Source organism: Microbacterium sp. SCPM-O-B-15248 (M128), from assembly GCF_058214835.1.
The window spans coordinates 375,297-390,390 of the sequence record NZ_JBYQLI010000002.1 but is presented as its reverse complement, the minus strand read 5'-3'; the positions used below and the strand labels follow the sequence as shown (position 1 = coordinate 390,390).

General features: G+C 66.9%; 13 protein-coding genes. 9 read left to right on the top strand and 4 right to left on the bottom strand.

The genetic code is table 11. From position 1 onward, the window contains the following. Nucleotides 1-67 precede the first annotated feature (67 nt). Nucleotides 68-2,617 (bottom strand): aminopeptidase N, encoded by a 2,550-nt coding sequence (gene pepN / locus AC3E6M_RS04515; protein ID WP_490529172.1) that lies wholly within the window; start codon nucleotides 2,615-2,617, stop codon nucleotides 68-70. Between the two features lie 126 nt (nucleotides 2,618-2,743). Between pepN and AC3E6M_RS04510 the strand changes: the two genes are divergently transcribed. The 5 genes from AC3E6M_RS04510 (at nucleotide 2,744) to AC3E6M_RS04490 (ending at nucleotide 7,691) form a co-directional block, all read left to right on the top strand. Next, on the top strand, nucleotides 2,744-3,931 hold the full coding sequence (locus tag AC3E6M_RS04510) for a ferrochelatase (RefSeq protein WP_490529171.1): 1,188 nt from the start codon (nucleotides 2,744-2,746) through the stop codon (nucleotides 3,929-3,931). 84 nt (nucleotides 3,932-4,015) lie between these two features. Then, on the top strand, nucleotides 4,016-4,558 hold the full coding sequence (locus tag AC3E6M_RS04505) for a ribose-5-phosphate isomerase (protein ID WP_138172356.1): 543 nt from the start codon (nucleotides 4,016-4,018) through the stop codon (nucleotides 4,556-4,558). After that, nucleotides 4,558-5,547, top strand: a complete 990-nt coding sequence (locus AC3E6M_RS04500; RefSeq protein WP_490529170.1) for an Fpg/Nei family DNA glycosylase — start codon at nucleotides 4,558-4,560, stop codon at nucleotides 5,545-5,547. The genes AC3E6M_RS04505 and AC3E6M_RS04500 overlap by 1 nt, the downstream gene beginning before the upstream one ends. Before the next feature lie 18 nt (nucleotides 5,548-5,565). Then, the gene (locus AC3E6M_RS04495) at nucleotides 5,566-6,198 is read left to right on the top strand and encodes an FMN-binding negative transcriptional regulator (protein WP_490529168.1); all 633 of its coding nucleotides are present in this window, start codon (nucleotides 5,566-5,568) and stop codon (nucleotides 6,196-6,198) included. Next, nucleotides 6,195-7,691 (top strand): amidohydrolase, encoded by a 1,497-nt coding sequence (locus tag AC3E6M_RS04490; RefSeq protein ID WP_490529167.1) that lies wholly within the window; start codon nucleotides 6,195-6,197, stop codon nucleotides 7,689-7,691. Before AC3E6M_RS04495 ends, AC3E6M_RS04490 begins: the two co-directional genes overlap by 4 nt. A gap of 126 nt (nucleotides 7,692-7,817) precedes the next feature. Here the strand turns inward: AC3E6M_RS04490 and AC3E6M_RS04485 are convergent, their stop codons facing one another. After that, the gene (locus tag AC3E6M_RS04485) at nucleotides 7,818-8,303 is read right to left on the bottom strand and encodes a Dps family protein (protein ID WP_138172353.1); all 486 of its coding nucleotides are present in this window, start codon (nucleotides 8,301-8,303) and stop codon (nucleotides 7,818-7,820) included. A gap of 137 nt (nucleotides 8,304-8,440) precedes the next feature. Here AC3E6M_RS04485 and AC3E6M_RS04480 point away from each other — a divergent pair, with 137 nt between their 5' ends. Further along, on the top strand, nucleotides 8,441-8,980 hold the full coding sequence (locus tag AC3E6M_RS04480) for a gamma carbonic anhydrase family protein (RefSeq protein ID WP_490529166.1): 540 nt from the start codon (nucleotides 8,441-8,443) through the stop codon (nucleotides 8,978-8,980). A gap of 10 nt (nucleotides 8,981-8,990) precedes the next feature. On the opposite strand, the gene AC3E6M_RS04475 is transcribed toward AC3E6M_RS04480, so the two are convergent. Together AC3E6M_RS04475 and AC3E6M_RS04470 are read right to left on the bottom strand one after the other, a co-directional pair. Further along, a complete protein-coding gene (locus AC3E6M_RS04475) occupies nucleotides 8,991-10,637 on the bottom strand; it encodes a glycoside hydrolase 5 family protein (RefSeq protein WP_490529165.1) in 1,647 nt (548 codons plus the stop codon). Nucleotides 10,638-10,711: 74 nt separating this feature from the next. Continuing rightward, nucleotides 10,712-11,668: an arsenic resistance protein gene (locus tag AC3E6M_RS04470; protein WP_490529164.1), complete on the bottom strand. Its 957-nt coding sequence runs from the start codon at nucleotides 11,666-11,668 to the stop codon at nucleotides 10,712-10,714. Between the two features lie 125 nt (nucleotides 11,669-11,793). Here AC3E6M_RS04470 and AC3E6M_RS04465 point away from each other — a divergent pair, with 125 nt between their 5' ends. The 3 genes from AC3E6M_RS04465 to AC3E6M_RS04455 all read left to right on the top strand — a co-directional run bounded on the left by AC3E6M_RS04465 (nucleotide 11,794) and on the right by AC3E6M_RS04455 (nucleotide 15,078). Beyond that, nucleotides 11,794-12,141: a DUF4190 domain-containing protein gene (locus AC3E6M_RS04465; protein WP_138172348.1), complete on the top strand. Its 348-nt coding sequence runs from the start codon at nucleotides 11,794-11,796 to the stop codon at nucleotides 12,139-12,141. Between the two features lie 755 nt (nucleotides 12,142-12,896). Further along, a complete protein-coding gene (locus AC3E6M_RS04460) occupies nucleotides 12,897-14,435 on the top strand; it encodes a hypothetical protein (RefSeq protein ID WP_490529163.1) in 1,539 nt (512 codons plus the stop codon). A 142-nt stretch (nucleotides 14,436-14,577) separates the two neighbouring features. Continuing rightward, nucleotides 14,578-15,078: a hypothetical protein gene (locus tag AC3E6M_RS04455; RefSeq protein WP_490529161.1), complete on the top strand. Its 501-nt coding sequence runs from the start codon at nucleotides 14,578-14,580 to the stop codon at nucleotides 15,076-15,078. The last annotated feature ends 16 nt before the right edge of the window (nucleotides 15,079-15,094 follow it).

The window sequence follows — 15,094 nt, the reverse complement described above, 5'->3', positions numbered from 1 at the left end:
CGTACATCTCCAGACGTACGTACGCCCCCTCCCGCCGGAGCGGGAAGGGGGCGTACGAGGACTCGACCTACTGCGCGTCGCGCTCCTGCACCGCGAGCGCGCGCTCGACGCCCGCGAGGTTCTCGCTCACCAGGCGGCGCAGCGCCGGCGCCGCGTCGGAGTGCGACGAGAGCCAGGCGCGGGTGGCGTCACGCAGCGCGCGGTTCGCCAGGGCCGCGGGGTACAGCCCCACGATGAGGTACTGCGCGATCTGGTAGCTGCGGCTCTCCCAGATCGGCAGCAGCATCGCGAAGTACGGCTCGACGAAATCGGCCAGCACGTCGACCGTGGCCGGGTGGGTGAAGCCGAGAGCGGCCGCGCGCACGATCGTGTTCGGGGCGTCCGCCCGATCGATGAGCGAGCTCCACGCTTCCTGCTTCGCCTCGTGGGAGGGCAGGGCGGCCCGGGCCTGGGCCGCGAACTCGCCGCCCTTGGCCGTGTTGTCGGCCGCGCGCGCCGCGTCGATGTCGGCCGCGGTGACGGATCCGCCCGCGGCGAGGGCCACGAGGAGCTGCCACGACAGGTCGGTGTCGATCTCGAGACCCTCGAGCACGGTCTCACCGTCGCGCAGCGCCCGGACGGTCTCGACGTGGGCGGGCGTGGCCGCGGCCGACGCGAAGGCCGTCACGAACTGCAGCTGGCTGTCGCTGCCGGACTCGGCAGCCTGGGCCAGCTCCCACAGCCCGTCGGCGACCCGCTCACGGGCCTCCGCGCGCTTCGCGGGGGCGACGTAGCTGTTGGCGGCGAGCTGCAGCTGGGCGAGGGTCGTGCGGACGGTGGTCGACTCCGTCTCGGCGCCGATGTTGCGCAGCACCAGATCGATGTAGTCGGTCGCCGAGGACTCGGCATCCCGGGTCTGGTCCCATGCGGCGCCCCAGACGAGCGAGCGAGCCAGCGGGTCGGCGATGTCCTTCAGGTGCGCGATCGCCGTGGCCAGCGACCGCTCGTCGAGACGGATCTTCGCGTAAGCGAGATCGTCGTCGTTCAGGAGCACGAGGTCGGGACGACGGATGCCGCGCATCTCGGGCACCTCGGTGCGGTCACCGTCCACGTCGAGCTCGGCGCGGTGCACGCGCTCGAGGCGACCGGACCGGTCGAGCGAGTAGAACCCGACCGCGAGGCGGTGCGGACGGATCGTCGGGTAGTCCGACGGTGCCGTCTGCACGATCGCGAAGCGCGTGATCGACCCGTGCTCGTCCTGCTCGATAAGGGGGGAGAGGGTGTTGACGCCCGCCGTCTCGAGCCACTTCTTCGCCCAGTCGCCGAGGTCGCGGCCGCTCGTGGCCTCGAGCTCGGCGAGGAGGTCGCCGACCTCGGTGTTCGACCACTGGTGCTTCTGGAAGTACGCGGCGACACCGGCGAAGAACTGCTCGATGCCGACCCACGCGGCCAGCTGCTTGAGAACCGACCCGCCCTTGGCGTACGTGATGCCGTCGAAGTTGACCTGGACGTCTTCGAGGTCGGTGATCTCGGCGACGACGGGGTGCGTCGAGGGGAGCTGGTCCTGGCGATAGGCCCAGGTCTTCTCCATCGCGTTGAAGGTCGTCCATGCGGCCTTCCACTCGGTGGCCTCGGCGGTCGCGATCGTCGACGCCCACTCGGCGAACGACTCGTTCAGCCACAGGTCGTTCCACCACTTCATGGTCACGAGGTCGCCGAACCACATATGCGCCAGCTCGTGCAGGATCGTCACGACGCGGCGTTCCTTGACGGCATCCGTGACCTTGCTCCGGAAGACGTACGTCTCGGTGAACGTGACGGCGCCGGCGTTCTCCATCGCGCCTGCGTTGAACTCCGGCACGAAGAGCTGGTCGTACTTGGCGAAGGGGTAGGGGAAGCCGAACTTCTCCTCGAAGTACGCGAAGCCCTGACGGGTCTTGTCGAAGACGTAATCGGCATCCAGGTACTGCCACAGGCTCTTGCGGGCGTAGACGCCGAGCGGGATGACGCGGCCGTCGGCGCTCGTGAGTTCCGAGAATGTGGATTCGTACGGGCCCGCGACGAGCGCGGTGATGTACGAGGAGATGCGGGGCGTGGGCGGGAACTCCCACCGTGCCGCGCCGTCGCCGAGCTCGACCGGCTCGGGAGTGGGGGAGTTGGAGACGACCTTCCACGCGGCGGGAGCGGTCACGGTGAAGGTGAACGCGGCCTTGAGGTCGGGCTGCTCGAACACCGTGAAGACACGCCGCGAATCGGGCACCTCGAACTGCGAGTAGAGGTACACCTCGCCGTCGACGGGGTCGACGAAGCGGTGCAGGCCCTCGCCGGTGTTGGTGTACTCGCAGTCGGCGTCGACGACGAGCTCGTTCGTGGCCTCGAGTCCGTCCAGCGCGATGCGCGAGTCGGCGAACGCGGCGGCGGGGTCGATCGTGCGACCGTTCAGGGTCACCGAGTTGACCGTGCGGGCGATCAGGTCGATGAAGGTCGAAGCGCCCTCGGCCGCGGCGAAGCGGACGGTCGTGACCGAACCGAAGACCTCGTCGCCCCGCGTCAGGTCGAGGTGCACGTCGTACTCGTGCGTGTCGACGATCGCGCGGCGCTCCTGCGCTTCGATGCGGGTGAGGTTCTCTCCTGGCACTGGCGTTCTCCCGTGGATGAGGGTGGATCGTCGCGGATGACGCTGCTGGCGCCGACGACAACCGTATAAGCCTACTGTCGAGACATCCCACGGTCGGGCTCACCGCGTAGGTGGAAAGATGTGGGGGTGAGCACGATCGATACGGACACCAGCCCCGAGACCGTCCTGTACGCGTCTCCCGCCGCGGCATCCGGACCCAAATGGGTCGAGACGCCCGTGGCGTACGACGCCATCCTCCTCGCCGGCTTCGGCGGTCCCGAGGGACAGGACGACGTCATCCCGTTCCTGCGCAACGTCACGCGCGGGCGCGGCATCCCCGATGAGCGCCTCGAAGAGGTCGCTCACCACTACCGTCACTTCGGCGGAGTGAGCCCCATCAATCAGCACAACCGCGAGCTGAAGGCGGCGCTGGAGGCCGAGATCGCGCGGCGTGGGCTGAACCTGCCGGTCTACTGGGGCAACCGCAACTGGGCGCCGTACCTCGAAGAGGCCGTCACCGAGGCGGCCGAGGCCGGCGACACGACGCTCCTGGCGATCGCGACGAGCGCCTACAGCTCCTTCTCGAGCTGCCGCCAGTACCGCGAGGACTACGCCCGCGTGCTGGAGGCCACCGGACTCGGCGAGACCGTCACGATCGACAAGGTCCGCCAGTTCTTCGACCACCCCGGCTTCGTCTCGGCCTTCGTCGAGGGCGTGAAGGATGCCGTGTCGGCGTACGTCGCCGACGGCATCGCCGCCGAGAAGATCCGGGTGCTGTTCTCGACCCACTCGATCCCGACCGCCGACGCGCAGCGCTCCGGCCCGCGGGACGTCGACTTCGGCGAAGGCGGCGCCTACGAGGCTCAGCACAAGGCCGTCGCCGCGTACGTCATGGCCGAGGTCGCCGCCTCGGTGGCCGACGTCTATTGGGAGCTGGTGTACCAGTCCCGCTCCGGCCCGGCCTCGCAGCCGTGGCTCGAGCCGGACGTCAACGACGTCATCGCGGAGCTCCCCGGTCGCGGAGCCGAGGCTGTCGTCATCGTGCCGCTCGGCTTCGTCAGCGACCACATGGAAGTGCTGTGGGACCTCGACACCGAGGCGATGGAGGCGGCCGAAGAAGCCGGCATCCGGGCCGTCCGCACGCCGACCCCGGGCGTCGACCCGGCGTACGTGTCGGGTCTGGTCGACCTCGTCGAGGAGCGCCTGGCGGGGACGCCGAAGTCCGAGCGCCCCCACGTCACCGATCTCGGTCCCTGGTACGACGTGTGCCGCCCGGGCTGCTGCGAGAACATCCGCGCCGGCTTCAAGCCGGTCGCTGCGGGCCTGCGCCCCTGACTCGACCGAAGCCGCCCGGTGTCCGCACCGGGCGGCTTCGTCGTGTGCGGCCGGGGTGTCCGAAGCTCTCAATAAGATGAGCGCATGCGCATTCACATCGGCACCGATCACGCCGGTCTCGAGTTCTCCACCCAGCTGCAGCACCACTTGGCCTCGCAGGGCCACGAGGTCGTCGATCACGGACCGATCGAGTACGACCCGCTCGACGACTACCCGGCCTTCTGCATCCGCGCCGCTCAAGCGGTCGTGCGCGACCACGCCGACGGCGTCGAGACTCTGGGCGTGGTGTTCGGCGGCTCCGGCAACGGCGAGCAGATCGCGGCGAACAAGGTGCCGGGTGTGCGAGCCGCGCTCGTCTGGAGCATCGCGACGGCCGAGCTCGCGCGCGAACACAACGACGCGAACGTGATTGCGATCGGCGCCCGTCAACACACGTTCGATGAGGCCGTCTCCTTCATCGACCGCTTCATCGCAACGCCGTTCTCGGGCGAAGAGCGCCACGCGCGCCGAATCGCACAACTCGCCGCCTTCGAGCAGGACGGCATTCTGCTGCCCGACCCGCGCGAGGGGCGTGCGACGCCCGACGTCCTCGACGCGAGCGACTCCTTCGACCCCGAGGCAGGCTGATGCCCGAAGGGCATTCCGTCCACCGCATCGCGCGTCAGTTCGATCGCAACATCGTGGGCCGCACGGTGGCGGCATCCAGCCCGCAGGGCCGCTTCGTCGAGGGCGCCTCGGTCATCGACGGCCGCGAGGCCCTCGAGGTCCGCGCGGTCGGCAAGCAGATGTTCCTGCGTTTCGACGGCGACGTGTGGTTGCGCGTTCACCTCGGCATGTACGGAGCGTGGGACTTCTCCGGCGAGGTCGCGGTCGACGCGACGATCGCGGCGGCCAACGGTCGCATGGGCCAGACCAATCAGCGCGGCACACTCCTCGACACGCCGATCCTGGATGCCGCCGGCGAGAACTCCCTCACCTCGATCGGTGCTCCGCGCCGCACCCGCGTGCGCATGTCGGAGCAGACCACGGGGCTCGAGGAGCAGACCGAGTGGCCGCCGCCGGTCGTGGGCGCGGTGCGTCTGCGCTTGCTGACCGAGGCGACGTGCGCCGACCTGCGCGGACCGACGACGTGCGCGCTGCAGACGCCCGACGAGGTCGCCGCGACGATCGCCAAGCTCGGCCCCGACCCGCTCGTCGACGACCTCGCCGAAGGGGAAGAGCGGTTCGTCGCGACGGTGCGCCGCAAGCCCACCGCGATCGGCCTGCTCCTGATGGACCAGGCGGTCGTCAGCGGCATCGGCAACGTGTACCGCGCCGAGATCCTCTTCCGCGCACGCCAGAACCCCCACACCCCGGGCCGTGACGTTCCCGAAGACACGGTGCGCGAGATCTGGCACGACTGGGTGCGGCTCTTGGCGATCGGCGTCGAGACCGGCCAGATGATGACGATGGACGACCTCGATCCCGAGGCGTACCGTCGCGCGATGGCGCGTCGCGACGACCGCCACTGGGTGTACCACCGTGCCGGCCTGCCGTGCCGGGTGTGCGGCACGACGGTACTGATGGAAGAGGCGGCGGGACGCAAGCTGTACTGGTGCCCGAGCTGCCAGGCGTGAGCGTTCTAGGCTGATCCGGTGCGTCAGAATCCGAGCTTCGTGATGACCGACGTCGGTGAGATCCGGCGTCTCATCGACCGCCATCCGTGGGTCACCCTCGTCTCCTCCGGTGCGGATGGGCTGGTGGCGTCTCACTACGCCGTCCTGCTCGACGAGGACCGTGACGATCTGACGATCGTCGGCCACGTCGGCAAGCCGGACGACGTGATCCTCGGTCTCGGCGAGAACGAACTTCTCGTCGTGGTCCAGGGCCCTCATGGCTACGTGTCCCCGCAGTGGTACGGCGATGTGGCGGCGGTGCCGACGTGGAACTTCGTCTCGGCCCACTTGAGTGGCATCCCGGAGCTTCTCTCGCCCGATGAGAACCTGCGCATCCTCGATCGGCTGGTCGCGCGCTTCGAGGGCGATGGCGACGACGCGCGGGGCCTCTACCGCGCGCCGAACGACGCCGGGTTCGTGGAGCGCCTGGAGCGCGGCACCGTCGGTTTCCGCCTGACCCCGACGCGCGTGACGGCCAAGCGCAAGCTCAGCCAGAACCGGTCCGCCGAGGTCGTGGACACGATCATCGACGGTCTCGGCCGGGCACCGTATGCCAATCCGGAACTCGCCGCCGAGATGCGCCGCGCCGCCGACGCGCGTCCGCGCGCATGATCGGCGAGACCGCGGGGTTCCTCCGCGCCGTGCGCGTCGCGGGCCCGGGCCGGGAGTTCCTGCCGACGCCCGATGAGCCCGTCGATCTCGTCATCCTCGGCGGACGCATCGTCGACATCGCTCCCACCGGCAACCTTCGTCCGCGCGGGCATGTCGTCGAGGGGGCGGGCGGCTGGCTCCTCCCGGGGCTGTGGGACCACCACGTCCACGTCCTGCAGTGGGCGCTGTCGGCAGACCGCATCGCCCTGGGCGACACCACGTCGGCACGGGGGGCCGCCGGAGTCATGGGGCGCGTCCCCGCCGTGGACGGGCGGCGCGTGGGGGTGGGCTTCCGCGACGGGCTCTGGGACGACGTTCCGACCCTCGAGCTCTTGGATGCCACCACCGGCGAGGTTCCGACGTACCTCGTCAACGCCGACGTTCACAGCGTGTGGCTCAACTCGGCCGCGTTTCGTCGCGAGGGCTTCGAGCCCCCGGCATCCGGAATGCTCCGTGAAGAAGATGCCTTCGAGATCTCCCGGCGGATCAACGCCGTCGACCCCGAGATCGCCGACCGGGCCGTCGAGCGGATGGCGCGGGCTGCCGCCGCGCGGGGGGTCGTGGGGCTCGTCGATCTCGACATGACGTGGAACGACGAAGCCTGGCAGCGCCGGGCGGCGCGGGGGTTCGACGCGCTGCGCGTGTCGTACGGCACGTATCCGGAGCATCTCGACCGGGCCATCGCGGAAGGCCTGCGCACGGGCGACCCCGTGCGCGGTGCGGCGCACGACCTCGTGCGCGTGGGCCCGCTCAAGGCGATCACCGACGGATCGCTCGGCACGCGCACCGCGGCGTGCGCGCACCACTACCCGGGCGACGTGCACAACCACGGGCTTCTCACGATCCCTCCCGATGAACTCGTCGATCTCATGACCCGCGCGACGGCCGCGGGCCTGGAATGTGCGATCCACGCGATCGGCGACCTCGCCAACGCCCACGCCCTCGACGCCTACGCCCGCACCGGTGCCGTCGGCACGATCGAGCACGCGCAGTTGGTCGCGCACGCGGACATCCCGCGCTTCGCCCGGCTGGGGGTCGCGGCGAGCGTCCAACCCGAGCACGCGCTCGACGATCGGGACATGACGGATGCCATCTGGGCCGAGCAGTCCGCTCAGGCCTACCCGCTGCGGGCCCTCGCCGACAGCGGGGCCAATCTCCGCTTCGGCTCCGATGCTCCGGTGTCGCCGCTCGACCCGTGGGCCGCGATCGCCTCGGCGGTCTTCCGTACCCGCGATGGGCGCGACGCCTGGCAGCCGCACGAGCGGATCGACATCGACACCGCGATCGCGGCATCCACGGTCGGCGGTTCGACGGCGCCGGCGGAGATCGCCCCCGGCGCATCAGCTGACCTCGTGATCGTCGACGCCGACCCTCGCGCGGCCGACGAGGCGGGCCTCCGCGCGATGCCGGTGCGCACGACGCTCCTCGCGGGTCGCGTCACGCACGCGCCCTGACCCGCCGGCGCGTGAGGGGTCGATTTCTGTCGCCTCCGGGCGACTCAGGCGACAGAAATTGACTCCTCACGCCGCGGAACGGCGAAAGGGGGCGGTGCCGAAGCACCGCCCCCTTTCAAAAAGAACTCAGGCCGCGAGGTGTGCGAAGAGGAACCAGCGGTCCTTGTCGAGGCCGCGCTTGATCTCGATCGCGACGTCCTGGCTCGAGAGGTCCGTCTCGTCGAGGCCGTCGATGGCGGTCTGGATGTCGACGAGGACGGCGTCGATGTCGGCGATGACGGCCTGGATGACCACGTCGGACTGCGCGAAACCGGCGGGGACGGCGGTCTGCTTCGCCTTGGCGGCGACGGTGGAGAGGCGCGCGTCGATCGGCAGACCCAGGGCGACGATCCGCTCGGCGGCGAGGTCGGCCCAGTCCTGCGCGTGAGCGACGACCGTGTCGAGCAGCTCGTGCACGCCGATGAAGTTCGAGCCGCGGACGTGCCAGTGGGCCTGCTTGCCGTTGACGACGAGGGCCTCGAGGCCGAGGACGATCGGGGACAGGAACTGCGCGGTGCTGGAGGCCATGGTCGAGTCGACGGTGGTGGCGGCGGGCGTCTGAACGGTGCTCATGAGATCTCCTCGGGTTCTGCGGAAGTCGTGTTGACAGCAACGCTACTCACACGCGAACATTCCGCAAGCAAGATGAGGCTCGGCTAAATCCCTGGTGGCGAGGCAATCCTCGCCTTACCTGGCGGTAGTGTCACAGCATGACGATCGCCTCGGATGCCACGGTCCTCGCTCTCCCCGACGCCGCCCCGACGGTCCACGAGACCGCGTTCGTGGCATCCGGTGCCCGGGTCGTGGGAGAAGTGACACTGCGCGAGGGATCGAGCGTCTGGTACAACGCCGTCGTTCGCGGGGACAGTGCCGCGATCGTGCTCGGTCCGCGGAGCAATCTGCAGGACAACGTGTCGGTCCACGTCGACCGCGGACGCCCCGTCACCATCGGCGCCGACGTGTCGGTGGGGCACAATGCCGTCGTCCACGGGTGCACGATCGGCGACGGCAGCCTCATCGGGATGGGGAGTGTGGTGTTGTCGGGCGCCGAGATCGGCGCCGGATGCCTCGTCGCCGGGGGAGCGGTGGTACTCGAGGGCTCGGTCATTCCGGAGGGTTCCCTGGTCGCGGGTGTGCCAGCGAAGGTGCGGCGCGCGCTGACCGCCGAGGAGCGGGAGGGGATTCTGCGGAACGCCGAGACGTACCTCGCGCACGCGGAGCGGCACGCGAGGGCGGCGCCGGTGAAATGAGACCCGCTTTTCACCTCGGCGCGGTCACTTCCTCGACATAGACCGGTTCGATGCCGACGGCGATGTTCGATGTGCCCGGCCCCAATTCGGCGAGGACATCACCCGTATAGGAACGCACGATCGTGCGGTGGTCCGTCGCCGTGGTGATGGGGACATCCTGTGTCGCGGTGTCGTTGTCCGCGAACGGTGCGTTCTTCCACATCAGTCGACGCGTGCCACCGGCTTCATTTGTGAAGGTCATCTCGGAGACGTCCGCACCGACTGAGGCCGCGGACGAGAATCTGTATCCGTCGAGATGGCGGATGAAGAAGCTCATCGCGGCCGCCGCGGGTTTGGGCTGATACGCGCTGACGCCTGCGGTCGGCTGACGGTAAAGACCGAAGTTCGCCTCTGGCTCCCGGGGATCCGTTCCGTCATCGAGTGCCGCATACCAGACCGTCTGCGCGACGGCGGGGATCGACTTCATCGTCGCGTATATCTTGACCAATCCCGCTCCCGCTTGTTCCGCGTTGAGAACGCGGCTCACGTTACCCAGAGGCGGGCTCACGGTTGTGTTCGTCAGCCCGACCTCGCTGACGATGATCGGCTTGGATTTGCCGGCATTGTGTTGACGGATGAGCCTGTCCAACCCGCCGATGCCCTTGCGGAGGTCGTCGATGTTCGCTGCATATCCGTGCGTCGAGATGACGTCGGCGTAGGCGAGACCGCCGGCGTCGATGAAGTCGGCGAACCAGGTCATCGGGATACCTGCGGTGTTCCCCGCGACGATCTTCACCGACGGATGCTCAGGCTTGACTCCCTGCCACACAGCCTTCACGAGGTCGGCATAGCAAGCGCCCGATTGGCAGCCGCTGGTGTTGCGCCGCGGTCGATTGAACTCGTTCCACACTTCGACCTTGTCGACCGTCGGGTTCGCATCGAGGACGGTATTGATGTATTTGACGAAAGCGTCTTTACCTTCTGCCGTTGTCGGAGGCGACATCGGACCGCTCATATCCCCGCCGTAGGCGCGCGGATTGCCGTAGCTGGCTACGAACATCATGTGCAGATCGTTCGCTTGGGCGGCGTCCGACAAATTCTCGGCGAAATCTGGGACGGAGTACTCCCCGGCGACGCGCTCGACGCTGGTCCAGGTGGTCTCGTCGCGGATCTCATTGATGCCGAGTTCGGTGACCAACGGGATGGTCGGTGTGAGCGGCCAGGTTGATTCCACGTATGTCTGCTTGCCCCAGTGCGTGGCGACAGCGAAGAACGGAGAGGGTGTGCCAGGGGCTCGGCCCGACACCAAAAAGTGCGCGGAGACTTTATCGTGACCGTTGTTGATCTCGAATGCGTAGTAGCCCGTGTCCACTATCCGAGGAACGATGTCGGTGGATGGAACTTCGTCGTCCGTTCCTGAGTCGACGACCGTCCCCGCATGATTCGTCACGGTCCAGCGGAGCTGGCCGCCCTCGTTGTGAACGCGGAGCCGTACGTCGTCCGGGGAGGTGAAAGTCAGGGACGGTGCATCTATCCTCAGCGCTCTCTGGTTGTCGCCGCGGAACATCACGCCCGAGCCCAAGACCAGGATTCCGACGACCACGACGATCATGAGCGCAAGGCCGACGGCAGGAAGTTCTGCGCGCCGGGCGCGTCGAAATTTCACCGCCTTGATCATCACCGGAAACAGTAGTCGGCCAGGTCCGGTGCACGCTGAAGGCCGCGGGTTCTCTCCGACGGCAAGCGCAGCGATCAACCACCACGGCGCTCGAGATGCCTGATCGAAGTGACCAACACGACCATCCCGACCAGCTCCACGAGCGTCTGCGTGACGACGGCCGCGGCCGCAGGCGCGAGCGGCGCGGGGAGGGCCAGTGCGATCGGCAGGATGACGAGCGAGTTCCGCGTCGCCCCGGAGAACATCAGACCCCGCGTGGAGGCCACGTCGTGACGCCAGACGCGCGCGACGAGCAGACCGAGGGCGCACGCGATCACGAGGAACGTCACGTAGATCGGCACCAGCCCCACGAGGTCGGACGCATGAGCGCGAACCGTCTCGACCTGCGCCGCGACGATGACGGCGAGGGTGACCGTCATGATCGGCACCATGCCGGCATCCATCGTCCTCTCCACGCCCCGGGCGAAGACGGATCGGCGGGCCAGGAGCTGCGTGCAGACCGCGAGGCCGAGAGGGAGCGCGATGAACAGCAGGAACGCCCGCACGAACGGTCCCACCCGAAGGGTGCCGAGAACGTCGGGGCCCGCCATCATCGCCAGGAATATGGGGAGGAGCGCGATCTGCAGGAGCATCAGCAGGGGCGATACCGCAAGGAGTTTCGACGCCGCACCTCCGGCCATGCGCGTGAAGACGATGACGTAGTCGATGCACGGAGTCAGAAGCACCGGGAGCACACCCACGAGGAGTGCGTGGTCGTGCGCGACGAGCCGGGACAGGCCGAAGACCACCGCCGGAAGGAGGACGAAGTTCAGCACCACGGCCGCAGAGAGGAAGCGGAGATCGCGAAGGCCGCGGGCGACGTCGACGAACGGGACCGCGAGGAATGTCGCGTACAGCAGCGCGATGAGGGCGGGTGCCACGAGTGCCTCGGCGATCGGTGCGCTCCGGGGGGCGAGAAGACCGAGCGTTGCGCCGAGGAGGATACCCGCGACGAAGAAAGGGACCTGCCACCGGTTCGCCCACTCCATCATCGCCCCGAGCCTACGGGGGAATCCCTCACAGCCCGGACAGAGAAGACGCTCAGCTTCTGTTCAGAAAAGGCACGAAAACGCTACGCTCGGGCCTGAAACGTCGCCACCTCTGATCTGGAGTCATCATGACCACAGCACCCCCGCCGCCACCGGCCGCCGCTCCCGCGTCCGTCCCCGGCAAGACTCTCGGCATCGTCGCCCTCGTCGTGGCGATCTTCTTCAACGTCATCGGACTGATCCTCGGCATCGTCGCGCTCGTCCAGAGCCGCAAGGCCGGGTACAAGAACGGCTTCGCGGTCGCGGCGATCATCGTCGGTGCCCTGCTGACCATCGTCGCGATCGTCGTGATCGTCTCGGTGGCCTCCGTCATCGGCGTGGCCACCGAGGCCTACCAGGCCTGTGAAGCGGTGGACTTCTCGGGAACCGTCATCGTCGCGGGCACCGAGATCTCCTGCACCACGGTCAGCCGCTAGAAGCGCGCTTCCGGCGGGGGCCCGTCACCGTCGGTGGCGGGCCCTTGCGCTGTTGCGGGAGGTCGGCCGGACTCCGCGGCAACGGTCGGCCACCGGCGGTGAGCCGGCTGGATGGCCAGATCCGTCACGGTGGGCCGAGCGGCCACGGAGGCGGCCGGTGACCGGCGAAGTGGAGGTCCTATCAGCCGTTGACGGTGGAAAATGGTCGACGGTACTTCAGGAGCTCACGCGCTTGGAGATTGTGAATGCGAACTCAACATCTACGGTGCCACCGTTCGTAGATTATGAAGTAGTTGACCACATCTGTCAACAGCAACGACGTCTCGCGCCTCAGCAGATTGAGGAACTCGTTCAGCTATTCAAAGCAGGCAAGAACACTACAGAGCTCGCCAGTCACTTCCGTTGTAGCCGCTCGACGGTGAGCAAGCATATTCGGAACTCGGGGCTTTCAGCACGAGAAAAGCGCTTCAGTGAAGCGGACTTGACCCGCATGCAGCAGCTATATGAGTCTGGATTGTCGCTCGACAGGGTGGGTCAAGCCCTCGGGACGTCGGGTACCACGGTGACCAAGTACCTACGCGCTAATGGCGTGAGAGTCAGGGGCAGGCACGAATGGGAACAGGACTGACCTGCGGTCACTCACTTCGCGGCGAAGACGAACGCGCGCCAAGAGCGGCCAGTCTGTGTCAGAGGGACTGCCAGGAGGTTAGACGAAGTTGTTGCACAGGTGACCGTGAAGAGAGAAGTATCAGCGGATGAGCACGCACAGCCGCGGCCCCGCTAAGAAGCGTACGCCTCCGACATGGGAGCAATTCAAGACTGCGGTTCGGAGACGCGACCGTGACAGCCTCCTGTTGGTTTTGGCGAGCCTTAGTGCTGCAGACGCCCGAGACGAGATGCCGGAAGTAGCGGCCAGGTACGGGCTAAACCCGTGGAACCTTGCCAGTGTTGCGCGAACCGCGCTCGCGTGGGGCGGATTTCAACGACCCGTCGCAACCCCGGAGAACGCTGCCTATCTCGGGATGATGGATGCGAACCTCGGCGACGAGGCGATGGTCACCGGGGACGTCAAGGACGAGAGCGAGCGGCTTTCGAAGGTGCTCACTCGCATCTTCTTCGAACAGTTTCCGGGGCAACGCCATGCGCCTGCTGAGGTGGCGCGATCTATCCTCCTCTTCGGGTCGGCAGGCGAGCAGCCCCCAGACTTCGCCCCAGAGGCCATGGTTCCCGGCTGGTTTGAGGAAATCACCAGTGGCATGTCGATCGACGACTACGTCGCTTCGGTGTTTTTGATCTTCGTCGGGGCCAGGATGAACAGTGGCATATTCGATCTCCGCTGGTTAGAGGGTGCGCATTTCGCTGAGCTCGGTGAGGTGATCGACCTAGATGCTGTGCGGCGGACGTTTAATGAGTATCTCGTGACCACGCCGAAAGCGTTCAAGGAAGAGAATCGAAAGTGGCAAGACCCGCTCCCGTCTCCTCAGAAGAAGTACGCGTTCAATCCTCTCCAGGACAAACCCTTCATCGAGATAGAGGCAGGCACAACGGTAGCGCCGTGGGTGCAAGCAATCCTGATGAAGGCTCTTCCCCCGTCGATCTACTTCGTGGGCCTACGCGCCTACGGGAACGCGTTCTCACGCGACCTCGGCCATATCTATCAGCACTACGTCGGTAGGCAACTTCGACAGATAGGGGTCCCCGCATCCGTCATTCCCGAGGTGGCATATGGGCCAAAAACTTCTCGACGTGATTCCTGTGACTGGTTTCTTGACCTACCCGGGGTTCTTGTGCTCATCGAGTGCAAGGCTCGGCAACCGATTGAGTCGCTTCGTGTCGGCGGCGATGACTGGATGCGGTCTATCGAGGAGAGCATCCATAAGGGCATCAATCAAGTTAACCGTTCGAATGCCGACATCGACAAGATTGCCGCCTCGAACCCCGAAATAGATGTCGAGAAGCCGCGCGTGGGCCTTGTTATCACACTTGAACCTTTCTACATCAACAACAACCCTTTCCTGCAGGAAGAGCTTCCGGTGGCCGACGTTCCGGTGGCCATCATCTCCGTGGGAGAACTTGAGATGCTCGTGTGCGCGGATGCGGACGAAATCGCACGCGCGCTGCTCGAGGCCCCGCGATCAGCTGCCAACGGAATCATGCGACTGGCTCCGGCCCTTGACGTCACGACCAATTCGGAGAACAGCCTGTTGATGCAGACATGGGATTCGCTGACGTTCTTCCAACGGCTTGATAGCTACGTCACCGAGACGACTCCGTCGACAACCCCGGACACGTGATCGTGTGATGTCGTACTCGCATCGACCGGTCAAAAGTCGGCAGCCGCTGGATCGACTCAACGTCTGCGGGTACACGGTGTCTATGCTGCGCGTCTGTCCGGTTCTTCGAAGGACGTACCGCGGCCGCGATACCATTCGACCGATGAGCACCGAGGAACTGACCGCGGCGGAGGCCGCGTTAGAGGCCGCGCGCCTTGGGCTAATCAGCACGATCACCGTCGGCGTACTCGCGACGCTGGGAACGCTGGCTGGAACGTTGCTGGCGCCGTTCCTCATACGTCGATCCGAGGCGAAGAGTGCGGCTGCTCAACGACGGCGTGAGGAGTTGGCCGATGTCATTCCCCAGGTGATCTCGAAGGGAATGCGCGGCGCCGGCCCAAACGCGAGCGCAGATGCGATGGTGGCATCGATGGAGGCCCATGCTCGGCTGGGCGTTCTTCTTCGCCCGGACGAGTGGCAGATCGCGGCGATTGCCAAGGATGGGCTAATGAGCAGCGACGGCAGCACGGCGGCGACGAAGTCAGCTGGCGTTGCGGCCACAGTCATTCCAATGTGGGCGCGCGGCGAGGTTACCTCTGAGCAGGCGGCAGCGATCTACGCGCGCGATGCGGGCAAGAAGGTGACACGTCCGACCCCGCCATGATCCGACCCGATCTTCT

Coding starts and splice junctions, on each gene's coding strand:
- AC3E6M_RS04500 (WP_490529170.1), top strand. CDS start 4,558: ATGCCCGAAGGGCATTCCGTCCACCGCATCGCGCGTCAGTTCGATCGC.
- AC3E6M_RS04470 (WP_490529164.1), bottom strand. CDS start 11,668: ATGATGGAGTGGGCGAACCGGTGGCAGGTCCCTTTCTTCGTCGCGGGT.
- AC3E6M_RS04485 (WP_138172353.1), bottom strand. CDS start 8,303: ATGAGCACCGTTCAGACGCCCGCCGCCACCACCGTCGACTCGACCATG.
- AC3E6M_RS04455 (WP_490529161.1), top strand. CDS start 14,578: ATGAGCACCGAGGAACTGACCGCGGCGGAGGCCGCGTTAGAGGCCGCG.
- AC3E6M_RS04505 (WP_138172356.1), top strand. CDS start 4,016: ATGCGCATTCACATCGGCACCGATCACGCCGGTCTCGAGTTCTCCACC.
- AC3E6M_RS04465 (WP_138172348.1), top strand. CDS start 11,794: ATGACCACAGCACCCCCGCCGCCACCGGCCGCCGCTCCCGCGTCCGTC.
- AC3E6M_RS04460 (WP_490529163.1), top strand. CDS start 12,897: ATGAGCACGCACAGCCGCGGCCCCGCTAAGAAGCGTACGCCTCCGACA.
- AC3E6M_RS04490 (WP_490529167.1), top strand. CDS start 6,195: ATGATCGGCGAGACCGCGGGGTTCCTCCGCGCCGTGCGCGTCGCGGGC.
- AC3E6M_RS04480 (WP_490529166.1), top strand. CDS start 8,441: ATGACGATCGCCTCGGATGCCACGGTCCTCGCTCTCCCCGACGCCGCC.
- AC3E6M_RS04475 (WP_490529165.1), bottom strand. CDS start 10,637: ATGATCAAGGCGGTGAAATTTCGACGCGCCCGGCGCGCAGAACTTCCT.